Below are 15069 nucleotides of genomic sequence, written 5' to 3'. Positions count from 1 at the left end.
TAACATTAACCATTACCGATAGTGCAGGCGTTACTCAAACCGTGACCGCCATTGTGCAGGCTGACGGCACTTACAGCATTGAAGTACCGGCTGAACTAGCTGAAGGCGAATTTACGGTTAACGCCAGCGTGACGGATGAGGCTGGCAATACAGCAACCACAGACACCACGGGCGTAATTGATACCACTGCACCGTCGATCACTATCGACACCATAACGACAGGTAACGACACCACGCCTACCCTTTCAGGTACCACTGATGCTACACCGGGTAATACAGTTACATTAACTATCACCGATAGCGCGGGCAACACGCAAACTGTAACTGCCACTGTGCAAGCAGACGGCACCTATAGCGTTGATGTACCTGCTGAATTAGCTGAAGGTGAATTTACCGTTAACGCCAGCGTGACCGACGAAGCGGGCAACACAGCAACCACAGATACTGCCGGCGAGATTGATACTACCGCACCTTCGATCACTATCGACACCATAGCGACAGGTAACGACACCACGCCTACCCTTTCAGGTACTACCGATGCCGCGCCTGGCAGCACAGTTACATTAACCATTACCGATAGTGCAGGCGTTACTCAAACCGTGACCGCCATTGTGCAGGCTGACGGCACTTACAGCGCTGACGTACCGGCTGAACTAGCTGAAGGCGAATTTACCGTTAACGCCAGCGTGACTGATGAAGCAGGCAATACGGCCAATGCTGACGCTCAGGGTGCTATCGACGTGACGGCGCCAACCATCTCATTAAACGACCCAGGAATAAATGGCGATGCTACACCCACACTTTCGGGGTTAACGGATGCCGTGCCCGGAAGCACGATAACTCTTACCGTTACCGATAGTGCTGGCGTTACTCAAACCTTTACCACCACTGTGCTTGCCGATGGTACCTTTACCGTTGAAGTCCCAAATGCGGTGGCTGAGGGTACATACAGCGTAACTGCCGAGGTGACAGATGGTGCGGGTAACACCGCACAAGCAACAGCAAGCGGCGATTACGATTCTACGAGTCCTTCGACGACCGTAAATCAACCTGCGCCAACGAACGATACTACGCCAAACGTTTCTGGTGAAACCGATGCCCCTCCTGGCAGTGAAGTGGTCATTGTTGTCACAGATAGCGAGGGTAACGAACAAACAATCGTCACAACAGTGGGCGCTGACGGCACATTCAACGAAGATGTGCCAGCGGAGCTTAGCGAAGGTGAGTACACGGTAGATGTTACTGTAACAACACCAGCAGGCAACAGTTCTACCACAACAGTGACTGGCGAAATTGACACCACGGCGCCGATAATCAGCCTTGATCCTATTGGCTCAACCAATGATGACACGCCGGTGATAAATGGCGACACCGACGCAGAACCGGGTGCGATAGTCACGCTAGAAATCGTACATTCAGATGGCACTACGCAAACCATTACTGCAACAGTGCAAGAAGACGGTAGCTTCAGTGCTGAAGTGCCACAAGCACTCGCAAATGGCGACTTCACGGTAACCGCTACTGTGTCTGATGTGGCGGGCAATACCGCTTCAACGACAATCGATGCGGTTATTAATACCCAGGGCCCTAATGTTGTTATTGAAACCGGCTCTCCTACCAACGGTAGTGAAGGCATAGGGGGATCGTCAGACGCCCCTAATTCAGAGGTTGTGGTTGTTATCACCGATAGCGACGGCAACAGCCAGACAATAACGGGGACAACCGATGAGAATGGCAACTTCAATGTAGCATTCCCTCCTGGCTCTGAAGAGGGCGAATATGAGATTGAAGTGACGGTGACAGACGAAAATGGCAATAGCTCTACTGCCACGGCCACTACTGTACTTGATACCACTCCACCGATTGTGAACATCGACCCGCAAACGGATACTAACGACACAACACCGACTATCTCAGGTAATACAGATTTACCCGCAGGTAGCGAGGTCGCTATTACCGTCACCGATAGTCAGGGTAATACGCAAACTGTTACCGCCGTTGTTGATGAAAATGGTAATTTCAGCGCCGATGTCGAAGAAGCGCTAGCAGAGGGCAACTATGAGGTTTCTGTCGAAGCAACTGATGCAGCGGGTAATACAACTACCGCTGTCGACAACAGTGGCAACATAGACACTACCGCACCAGCGCTTTCTCTAGACCCACAAACTGACGGCAGCGACACCACGCCAACAATTTCTGGCTCTACCGATTTACCACCTGGTTCAACAGTAACCATTGCAGTGACCGACAGTGCGGGCAACACGCAGACTATCGATGCCATCGTTGATGAAAACGGTGACTTTAGCGTCGACGTGCAAACGCCGCTTACTGAGGGTGAATATACCGTAGAGGCCAGTGCAACAGACGAGGCAGGCAATACAACGACTGTCACTGAAAATGGCGGCAACATTGATACGCAAGCCCCCACCATTTCACTAGAGCCACTTGGCACAGGTAACGACACGACACCTTCAATTAGCGGTTCTACGAACTTGGAAGCAGGCAGCACGGTTACACTTACCGTTACCGATAGTGCTGGAAACAGTCAAACCTTTACTGCCACAGTAGACGCGAACGGCGAATTTAGCGCAGACGTGCCTGCTGAACTCGCTGACGGCGACTACACTGTTGAAGCAACAGCCACCGATGCTGCGGGAAATAGTGCTTCAACGTCACAAACTGGCACAGTGGACAGCAATGCGCCAAGCTTAACCCTTGACCCACTGGGTGATGACAACGACACCACGCCTACTATCTCAGGTACTACCGATTTACCCGCTGGCAGCACTGTTACACTGTCTGTTACCGATGCGCTTGGCAATACGCAAACATTTACGGCAACGGTAGATGGTTCTGGTAATTTCAGTGCCGATGTGCCCAATCCGCTAGCGGAAGGTGAATATAGCGTAACGGCTACAGCGACCGACGCCAACGGCAATACTGCAACGGCAACGGAAACTGGCGGTAATATCGATATTACATCGCCGCTGGTTAACTTGGATGCTCAAGGCAGTACTAATGATACTACGCCAACCATCTCAGGTAACACAGACCAGGCACCGGGTAGCAGTGTATCAATCACTGTTACAGACAGTGCAGGAAATACGCAAACCTTTGACGCTCTTGTCCAAAATGACGGTACTTTCTCTGTTGACGTGCCGGCAGAGCTTGCCGACGGCAACTTTACCGTTACCGCGACGGTCACTGACGATGCGGGTAATCAAGACTCTGCATCGACACAGGGCAATATTGATACCGCAGCACCGACGCTATCGCTTGACCCACAAGACATTGGCAACGACACCACACCGCTAATTAGTGGCACGACAGATTTGCCACAAGGTAGCACGGTAACACTGGTCGTCAACGATAGCTTAGGTAATCAGCAAACTATTGAAGCCGATGTTGATGAAAACGGAAACTTTAGCGCTGAAGTACCTAGCGCATTAGCAGAAGGTAACTACTCCGTTACAGCAACCGCTGTCGATGAAAATGGTAATACCGCTAGCGTGACAGAAAACGGCGGCATTGTAGATACAACCGCACCATCGCTATCTTTAAATCCAGTGGGTTCTGGTAACGATTCCACACCAACTTTATCGGGCAGCACCGATCTGCCTGAAGGAAGTGTTGTCTCGCTAACAGTCGTAGATAGCGCAGGTAACACGCAAACCATCAACACCTTAGTCGATGCTAACGGTAATTTCTCTGTCGACGTACCGCAAGAACTGGCTGACGGAGACTATACGGCTACCGCCACGGCAGAAGACGAAGCAGGCAATGACGTTACAGACAACGCAACGGGTAACATTAATACTAATGCACCCACGTTAGTGCTAGATGGGCAAGGCGAGACGAATGACAGCACGCCCGTTATTTCAGGTACCACCAGCTTACCTGAAGGAAGTACGGTTACCTTAACCGTAACGGATAGCGCAGGTAACACGCAAACGATTACCGCGACTGTAGGCACAGGCGGAACATTTAGTGCAGATGTTACCACTCCACTCGCTGATGGCGCTTACACCGTAACCGCCAGCGCAACTGACGGCGATGGCAATACGACAACAGTAACCGACAATGGCGGCGTTGTAGATACCACCGCGCCTACGCTTACCCTAGAAAACCCTGGCAGCACGGGTGACACCACACCTACGCTTTCAGGCACCACTGACCTTCCTGAAGGAAGCACGGTAACGCTTGTCGTTACAGATAGCGCTGGAAACACGCAAACTATCAATGCCTTGGTCGATGCAAATGGTAGCTTCAGTGTAGATGTGCCAAACGCACTAGCTGACGGCGACTTTACTGTGACTGCCACTGCAACCGACAGTGCAGGCAATACCGCGAATGCCAATACAACAGGTAATGTAGATAGCGAAGCACCGCTGTTAACCCTTGATACACAAGGCGCTACCAGCGATGTTACCCCAACTATCACAGGTACTACCGACGTGGCACCTGGCACACTGGTTACCATTACTGTGGTAGATGCCAATGGTAACTCGCAAAGTTTCCAAGCAGCCGTGCAAGCAGACGGTACATTCAGTGCCGATGTGCCTAGCGCTCTGGCTGAAGGCGACTTTACCGTTACGGCAACAGTAAGCGATGCACAAGGCAACACCGCGACGGCAAACGAAACAAATGGAAGTATTGATACACAAGCGCCTATTGTTACCGTTAACCCGCTAGATTCAGGTAATGACACTACGCCGGTTATTTCAGGTAATACAGATTTACCTGAAGGCTCTGTCGTTGTGATCACCGTAACTGACAGCAATGGTGACACGCAAACCATTAACGCATTGGTTGATGCTGACGGCAACTTTGCAACAGAGGTATTGTCTCCACTGCCTGAAGGAGATTACAGCGTCGAAGTTACTGCAACAGATGATGCAGGTAATTCAACAACCGCAACTGAGGACGGTGGCAATATTGACACCACCGCCCCTGTACTTACGCTAAATCCGCAGGGCACAGGCAACGATGAAACGCCTAACATATCGGGCAGCACTGATTTAGCACCGGGAAGCACGGTAACGTTAACCGTCACAGATAGCGCAGGCAATACACAAACTTTTGACGCCATTGTGGACGCGAATGGTGACTTCAGCGCAGATGTTCCAAACGCTATACCAGACGGCAGCTACACGGTAACAGCAAGTGCCTCAGACGATGCAGGAAATACAACCACCACCTCTGATACCGGTACGTTAGATACCAGTGCCCCTGCGCTGACACTAGATGCGCAAGTTACGGTTAGCGATACTACACCAACCATTTCGGGTACGACTGACCTACCCGCGGGTTCAACCGTAACGCTTTTTGTCACTGACAGTGCAGGCAACACCCAAACCTTTACTGCACTTGTTGATGCGAGCGGTAACTTTAGTGCTGATGTCCCCGCGCCTCTTGCCGAAGGTGATTACTCAGTAACCGCTACCGCTACAGACAGCAACGGAAATAGTGCNTCTGTCACCGACAATAACGGTATCGTCGATACTGTCNCCCCCGTTATTTCACTAGATGCGCTGGGTTCAAATAACGATACTACGCCGACCATTTCAGGCACTACGGACTTAGCAGCAGGTGAGAGCGTAACNCTGNCGATCACCGACAACGNTGGCAATACACAAACTGTGACCGCAACGGTTGACGCAAACGGCAACTTTACTGTTGATGTGCCAGCTGCACTGGCCGAAGGTGACTTTACGGTTACCGCAACGGCCACCGACGATGCTGGCAACAGTGCGTCAGCCAATGCAACAGGCACCATAGACACCACAGCGCCTACCCTAACTTTAGACCCTCAAGGATTAGGCAACGACACAACGCCAACCATTTCGGGAAGTACAGATCTAGCCGAAGGTAGCGTGGTTTCCTTGGTTATTACAGATAGTGCAGGCAACATTCAAACGGTTACAGCAACAGTTGATGCTGCAGGAAACTTTACGGTTGATGTGCCCGGGGCCCTTGCTGAAGGCTCGTATAGTGTTGAAGCTACCGCCACTGATGAAGCAGGCAACAGCACGTCGGTTCTTGATAATTCAGGCGTTATCGACATCACGCCACCTGAGCTAAACCTTGACGAATTAACGCCAGAGAATAACGCTACGCCAACTATTTCTGGCACCACAAACCTTCCAGCTGGCGCCATTGTCACACTAACGGTGGTCGACAGTGCGGGTAACACGCAAACCTTTGCCGCTACGGTACAAACCAACGGCAGTTTTTCAGCCAACGTACCTTCACCACTAGCTGAAGGTGACTATACGGTTACCGCAACGGCTCAAGACGCGGCTGGCAACCAAGGTTCTGATTCTGAAACGGGTGGCAGCGTAGATACCACAGCACCTGTTATCACTTTGGATCCGCTTGGTACAGGTAACGATAACACGCCTACCATTAGCGGAAATACCGACCTGGCCGCAGGAAGCACAGTAACGATTACAGTAACTGACAGTGTTGGCACTGTGCAGACGTTTACTGCAACTGTTGATGGTAATGGCGACTTCAGTGCAGATGTGCCTAATCCTATGGCTGACGGAAACTTCGACGTTACTGCAACGGCCACTGATGCTGCAGGCAATACTGCTACAGATACAGTGAGCGGCGACATAAACTCTGCCGCGCCTACCCTATCCCTTGATCCTCTTGGTTCGGGCAACGACACGACGCCGACTATTTCAGGTAATACCGACGTAGCGCCAGGTAGCACTGTAACGCTAACTGTGACTGACAGTGCTGGAAACACACAGACATTCAGTGCCATAGTGCAAGGTGATGGAAGCTTTACGGCTGATGTTCCTGCAAGCTTACCTGAAGGTGACTATTCTGTTACTGCGACCGCCACAGACGGCGCTGGCAACAGTGCATCGGTAACCGAAAATGGCGGTAACATCGATACAACAGCCCCATCGATAACCATCGATACACAAGGGCTTGGCAATGATGCAACGCCGTCTATCTCTGGCACCACAGACCTCAATGCTGGCGACACAGTTAGCATAAGCGTGACAGACAACGCTGGAAATACCCAAACATTCACTGCAACCGTTCAAAACGATGGTACTTACAGTGCTGATGTTCCTGCCGATTTAGCTGAGGGCAGTTTCAGTGTGACTGTCACTGCGACTGACGATGCGGGTAATTCAGCAACGGCAATAGATAATAACGGTGTCATAGACACAGCAGCCCCCACCATAACGTTAGACGCACAAGGCCTGACCAACGACGCTACACCGACTATATCGGGAACCACCGACTTGGCTGCGGGCAACACTGTAAGCATTAGCGTGACTGACAGCCAAGGCAATACGCAAACCTTCACAGCCACCGTTCAAGCGAACGGTAGCTTTAGCGCTGATGTGCCGGTTGACCTTGCAGAAGGCGATTACACCGTAGAAGTGACGGCGACTGATGATGCAGGTAATCAAAACACAGCGGTTGATAACAACGGTACAGTTGACACCACCCCACCTGTTATCAACTTAGATCCAGTGGCCAGCGGCAATGACGCAACGCCAGTATTAAGCGGTACTACCGACTTGCCAGAGGGAGCAACAATTACACTGGTTGTCACCGATGCAGGCGGTAATGTACAGAACCTTACCGCTACGGTAAACGCGGATGGCACTTTCTCAGTTGAAGTACCCAGCGCGCTTGTTGATGGCGATTACGATGTAACAGCCAGTGCGAGCGATGCTGCGGGCAATAGCACGACAGTGTCAGATAGCGGCAATATTAATGCAAGCGCCCCGGACATTACCCTAGATGCCCTTGGCCAGACAAACGATGCTACGCCTCTTATTTCAGGCACAACTAACGCGCCAGTTGGTGCCACTGTCACCTTAACAGTGACAGATAGTGCTGGAGCAGTTCAAACCTTTACCGCAACAGTACAAGGAGATGGCACCTTCAGCGCTAGCGTACCGTCAGACCTGGCCGAAGGTAGCTACACAGTTGTCGCAGAGGTGACTGACGGAGCCGGAAATACAGGCTCTGACTCTGAAACTGGCGGTGTGGTAGATACCACATCACCGGCTATTGATGTGGCAGATCCGGGTGTAGGCAATGATGCAACACCGACCATTAGCGGAACGACAGACCAGCCAGCCGGAAGCACGGTTTCAATTACTGTTACCGATAACGCTGGCAATATACAAACCTTATCAGCAACCGTACAAAGCGACGGCTCTTTTAGCGTAGACGTACCCACCACTTTGGCTGAGGGTAGCTACACAGTTCAGGCAACGGTCGTTGATGAAGCTGGCAATACAGCGTCCGACGCTGAAACCGGCCTAATCGACACAATTTCACCTGTTATTACGCTGGACGAGCCAGGTACAGTTAGCGACTCAACCCCAACCATAAGCGGTACTGTAGATTTACCGCAAGGTTCTACAGTGCAAATAACGGTTGTTGATAGTGCGGGTAATACACAGGTGTTCTCTGCATTGGTTGGCGCGGGCGGCGTATTCTCTGCCGATGTACCAGCGGCGATGGCTGAAGGAAACTTCACTGTTTCAGCAACCGCCACCGATGAAGCAAACAACAGTACAACCGATAACGAAGCAGGCGTAGTTGATACTCTAGTACCTACACTTACTATAGATGTTGCCGATACCACTAACGACGCGACGCCACTCATTACCGGTACAACCGATGAACCTGCGGGCGCTGTGGTCACTATTTTGGTAACGGATAGCGCTGGTGCGACCCAGACCTTAAGCGCAGTGGTACAGGCCGATGGTTCTTTCTCTATCTCCCCAGGTACGGATTTAGCTGAAGGCGACTTCACGGTAAGCGCTACCATCAGTGATGAGGCAGGTAATACAGCGACAGCCAGTGATGCTGGAAACATAGACATCACAGCACCATCACTAACATTAACGCCACTTGAGGAAGGCAATGACACAACGCCTACCCTATCTGGTAGCACAAACCTTGCGCAGGGTAGTGAAGTTACGCTTGTGGTAACTGACAGCGCCGGAAATGTTCAAACCCTCACAGCTACGGTTGATGTAAATGGAAACTTTACAGTGGATGTGCCTGCGCCTTTGGCAGAAGGTGCATACAGTGTTGAAGCCACGGCAAGTGATGAAGCGGGTAATAGCACTACCGTCGTAGACAATACAGGCGTTATTGATACGACAGCCCCTACTCTATCGTTAGATACACTAGCCCCAGACAGTGACACAACGCCTACAATATCAGGGAATACTGACCTGCCTGCAGGTGCTACGGTAACGATTACTGTGACGGATAATGCAGGTGTAAGCCAAACCTTCGATGCAACCGTTCAGGGAGACGGCAGTTTCTCGGTCGATGTGCCAAGCCCTATGGCTGAAGGAGGGTATACCGTTACCGCCGTTGCCCAAGACCCTGCAGGTAATGAGACAACTGCCACTGAAACAAACGGTAGCGTAGACACTACCGCGCCGACGATCAATTTAGATGCACAAGGCACAGGTAACGATACCACGCCAACGATCACCGGTAGCACCGATTTAAGCCCAGGTAGTTCAGTGACCATAACCGTCACCGACAGCGCGGGAGCAGAACAGACATTTACGGCTATTGTCGATAGCGTTGGTAATTTCAGCGCCGATGTGCCCAATGTAATGGCAGACGGAAACTTCGATGTTACTGCTACCGCCACTGATGCCGCTGGAAACTCGGCGTCTGATACTACCAGCGGCAATATCAATACGGCCGTGCCAAACCTAACCTTGGATCCGCTTGGCACAGGAAACGACACAACACCAACCATTTCCGGTACTACAGATATAGCGCCAGGCAGCACCGTATCCATCAGCGTTACCGATAGTGCAGGAAACACCCAAACATTTGACGCCATTGTTCAAGCTAATGGCACCTTCTCTGTAGATGTGCCAGCAGCCCTATCTGAAGGTAATTATTCAGTCACCGCAAGTGCAACAGATGGCGCGGGTAATACGGCAACCGCAAACGAAAATGGCGGTGTTATCGATACTACTGCGCCAGCTGCGCCTACTGTTGATGCGGGCAATGGTACCGAAATTACCGGCACAGCCGAAGCAGGCGCTGTCGTAAACGTAGACGTTGACGGTGATGGCACACCTGATTTCACAGTGATTGCTGATGGCGATGGTAACTGGTCAGTAACACCCACAACACCGCTAGCGGATGGCGTGGTTGTCACGGCAACAGCAACCGATGAAGCTGGCAATACGAGTAGCCCGGCGTCTGATACGGTAGACGCTGTTGCGCCAATCGTTGCCTTTGACGACCTAACGACTAATGACACCACGCCTGCACTTACCGGTTCGGTGGACGACCCAACCGCCACCGTGGTCGTTACCATTAACGGTACAGACTATACCGCGACAAACAATGGTGATGGCAGCTGGACACTGGCTGACGATATTGTTGCCGCGCTGGCTGAAGGTAGCTATACCGCTACGGTTACTGCTACTGATGCCGACGGTAACACTGGAACTAACTCTGGGACTGTGGTGATTGATATCACTGCTCCAGCAGCGCCTACCGTCGATGCAGGTAACGGCACTGAAATTACGGGTACTGCGGAAGCCGGCGCAACTGTAAATGTGGACGTGGATGGCGACGGCACGCCAGACTTCACCGTCATCGCTGATGGCGATGGCAATTGGTCAATAACACCCACTACACCGCTGGCCGATGGCGTGGTTGTTACGGCAACAGCGGTTGATGAAGCTGGCAATGTCAGTGCACCAGCGTCAGATACAGTAGATGCTGTTGCGCCAGTCGTTGCAATCAATGACTTAACCACTAATGACGCTACACCAGAGCTAACCGGAACGGTTGACGATCCAAGCGCTATCGTAGTAGTGACCATTGATGGCGTGGACTACACCGCAACTAACAATGGGGATGGAAGCTGGACGCTGGCTGACGATGCAGTGGCTACACTTGCAGATGGTAGCTATACCGCTACCGTTACTGCCACGGATGCCGATGGCAATGTGGGTTCAAATTCAGGAACCGTAGTGATTGATACTACACCACCTGCCATACCTACTGTGGATGCGGGCAACGGCACTGAAATTACCGGTACCGCTGAAGCTGGCGCAACCGTAAATGTAGACGTGGATGGCGACGGCACGCCCGATTTCACCGTCATCGCTGATGGCGACGGTAATTGGAGCATTACGCCTGATACACCGCTTGCCGATGGCGTAATTGTGACCGTAACGGCAACTGACGCAGCGGGTAACATTAGCAACCCAGCCTCAGACACGGTTGACGCGGCTGCGCCAGTGGTTGCCTTTAACGATTTAACAACGAACGATACAACGCCGGCACTTACTGGTTCGGTTGACGACCCAACAGCCACGGTGGTTGTTACCATCAATGGAGCCGACTATACCGCCACCAATAACGGTGATGGCACGTGGACACTGGCTGACGATGCGGTGGCGGCACTTGCTGAAGGTAGCTATACCGCAACGGTTACTGCAACCGACCCAGAAGGTAATGTGGGTACGAATACTGGTACAGTGGTTATTGATACCACAGCACCAGCAGCGCCTACCGTTGAAGCGGGCAACGGCACTGAAATTACCGGCACAGCCGAAGCGGGCGCAACGGTAAATGTGGATGTAGACGGAGACGGCACGCCAGATTTCACCGTGATCGCTGATGGCGACGGCAATTGGAGCGTAACGCCAGATACACCATTAGCAGATGGAGTTGTAGTAACGGCAACGGCTACTGATGAAGCGGGCAACACCAGTGGGCCGGTATCTGACACGGTAGACGCCGTGGCACCTGTTGTAACCATCAATGATGTAACGACCAACGACACTACGCCTGCGCTAACGGGTACGGTTGATGACCCAACGGCTACTGTAGTAGTCACCATTGACGGCAACGACTATACCGCTACCAATAACGGTGACGGTACGTGGACGCTGGCTGATGACGTAGTCGCTACACTCGCTGAAGGTAGTTACCCAACATCTGTTACTGCAACTGACAATGCGGGTAATACCGATACCGACACTGGTACTGTAGTAATTGATACCACCGCGCCTACGGTTGCAATAAACGATCTTACCACCAACGACACCACGCCTGAGCTTACCGGTACGGTGAACGACCCCAATGCGGTTGTGGTGGTGACCATTGACGGCAACGATTACACCGCTACCAACAATGGTGACGGCACGTGGACACTGGCTGATAATATCGTCGCTCTGCTTGCGGAAGGCAATTACACGGCTGTGGTTACCGCCACAGATGCGGTAGGCAATCTTGCTACTGACACAGGTACCGTTGTTATCGATACCAGTATTGATGAAAACAATAACGGTCAGACAGTAACGTTCGACAGTATCTCAAACGACTCAGGGGTGGCTGGAGACTTTATTACTAGCGATAGCACGCTAATCTTTAATGGAACGGTTGACCTTGGTGACAATACTACCCTAACCGTTACCGTTGATGGCACGTCCTATACCTTTGGCACTGACCCTGAACTTACCATTGATGGCAGCGGTAATTGGAGCCTTGATTTAACAGGCACAACGCTACCAGCAGGTACCTACGCGGTGGTGGCAACAGTCACCGACGAAGCAGGTAACTCGGCAAGCACAGCAAGTCAGAATGTTGTCGTACAGGCTCTCGATGCTATAAACGACGGTAACACCGTTGATATGGGCGAACCTGTGGTTACTGTAAATCCACCGGAAACCACCAGCGACGTGCAGGTGATTGGCTTAGCAGAATCTACAGGTGGCGTGGATGCAAGCGCCTCCTTTACGGTATCACCTGATAATGTGGGTGAAGTGCTCATAGAAGTCGAACAAGTTGCACTTGTTGCTGTTGCCGATGCCTACATAGTCGAGGTATACGACGAAAGTGGCCAGCTGGTCTATCAAGGAGTCAGCGCTGACTCGCAACTTACGGACGTTGGCGGACTTGAGATATTCAATGTCTCAGGGGATGAAACCATCTCCTTCTCGCTAGCAGGTCTAGCTGCAGGCACTTATAGCGTGGTTGTTCGCAACGATGAAAACTTACTCGAAGACTTGTTAGACAACGACAACAGCAACGATATTGACCTTGATGAACTAGGCACAGCGGGTGTGGTCCTCGGGCCTGAAAACCAGGATGTCGTGCTTAATACGGTCGAAACAACGTTGAACGGCGGTATTCTAGGCATTCCGCTAGGCACTGTAGGCACCCAGGTAAGAGGTATTTTAGAAACAGTTCTAGACACCACTACTGTAATCGGTGCAGGAGACCTCGTAGGAGCGATCACGGGTCCACTCACAGATCTTGGATTGTTAGGTTTCTTAGACGATATCGCTGCTGTTCTTGCCGACGTGTTACTCAGCAATACGTTAACCGTTTTGCAAGACACTGATATCACCACCACATTGACGGAATACACCTACACAGGTGATTTAGTGGCGCAAGGTAACCTAATTGACGGTGATTTAAGTGGCGTGGGTGCGGATACCATTTTAGACGGCGCTCAAGTGACGCTGGTTACTAACGCATCAGGCGACAGTGTTGTGGTTCCTGCCACAGGCACGGTTACTATCCAAGGTAACTATGGCGTGCTTGAAATTGCCGCAGATGGTACTTACACCTATACCGCCGATGGTGACCGCAGTGCTATTGGACAAGATGAAGTATTTAACTACACCTTGTCAGATGGTGAAACCTCTGATATTGCGGCGCTCACCATTACTATTTCGGGAAGTGACTTCCCGCCAGTTGTCGCACAAAACGACAGTAATGATATGGAGCTCGGTGCGCAAACTGCTATCGTTAATGCCCCTGTCACCGACAGTGATTTACAGGTCATTGGTTTAGCAGAAGGATCGCCTGCTGCGGGCTCCCCAACTGCAAGTACCACGCTTACGGTTGACCCTGGGTTCTTCGGTGAAATAGTGGTTGAAGTTAGCCAAGAGGCTCTCGTTGCCGTTGCCGATGCCTACATTATTGAAATTGTGGATTCTAGTGGCAATGTAGTCGCTACAGCTATGACTCCTGATAACCCGTTAATTGGAGATGTCGCAGGCGTTAATCTTCTGGGGTTAACAGGTAACAATACGCTGGTTGCTAAATTCTCAGGGCTACCTGCTGGAGACTATACGGTTGTTGTGCGCAATGACGAGAGCGCTTTAGAAACCTTGTTTGACCAAAACAGCGACGGCTCAATTACGTTGACGGAGTTAGGTAGCGGTGGCGTTGCTCTTGGTGAAGAGAATCAGGATGCAGTCTTAACTGCTGTAGAAGACGCATTGAACGGCACTAATGCCAGTGTTCTGAACAGTCTTGGACTAGGAACTATAGTACGGGCACTCATACTTGAACCTGCTCTTAGCACGGCTGATTCAATTGGCGCAGCGGATTTAGTTAGCAGAATCACTACGGGTCTTAACGAGTTAGGTCTAAGTTTGCTGGTCGACGTAGCGCTCGATGCAGTCGCCGAGGCACTACTTAGCAACACGCTCACCTTACTGCAACAAACTGATGTGACTTCAACGTTAACCGAGTATGCGTTTGCGGGCAGCATTACAACATCAGGTAATGTTATCGATGCCGCTAGCTCAGGCGACGTTAGTGACAGTATTGCCGAAGGAGGCGTTGTTACTCAGGTTACTCATACCAATGGAGAGTCAGTGACTGTATTGGGTACTGGTTTATCTGGCATTACCATTGAAGGTGATTATGGCGATTTAACTATATTTGAAGACGGCAGCTACACCTATGTAGCCAACGGCGTGCGCGACGGCTTAGGCAGTACGGATAGTTTCAGCTATACCATTTCAGATGGCACCAATACGTCTACTGCAAACTTGAACTTCAATCTATCAGGGCAAGGCGTATCCGCAGACTCGGCACGTGCTGAATTGACCTACGACTTTGTTTCGGAAGCGGGCCCTAGTGACCTAGATGCACTTTCTCATGGCTATTTATTGGGGCTAGGCGGCAGCTTTAGCGATACCAGCAGTACATTTGCCGTTGCAACAAACACCACCCAAGATATTACGTTAAACGTTGATAACGGCAGCCTACTGGCACTGGTTTCAA

1 protein-coding gene is annotated in these 15069 nt (G+C 51.4%); it reads left to right on the top strand.

From position 1 onward, the window contains the following. Nucleotides 1–15069 (top strand): Ig-like domain-containing protein (locus tag MK185_03635; GenBank protein MCH2039711.1); only part of this gene is annotated, 15069 nt, incomplete at both ends.

The organism is Saccharospirillaceae bacterium (assembly GCA_022448365.1).
GTDB lineage: Bacteria > Pseudomonadota > Gammaproteobacteria > Pseudomonadales > Oceanobacteraceae > Bacterioplanoides.
The sequence above is the reverse complement of the archived record's forward strand: the minus strand, read 5'-3'. Positions and strand labels throughout refer to the sequence as shown.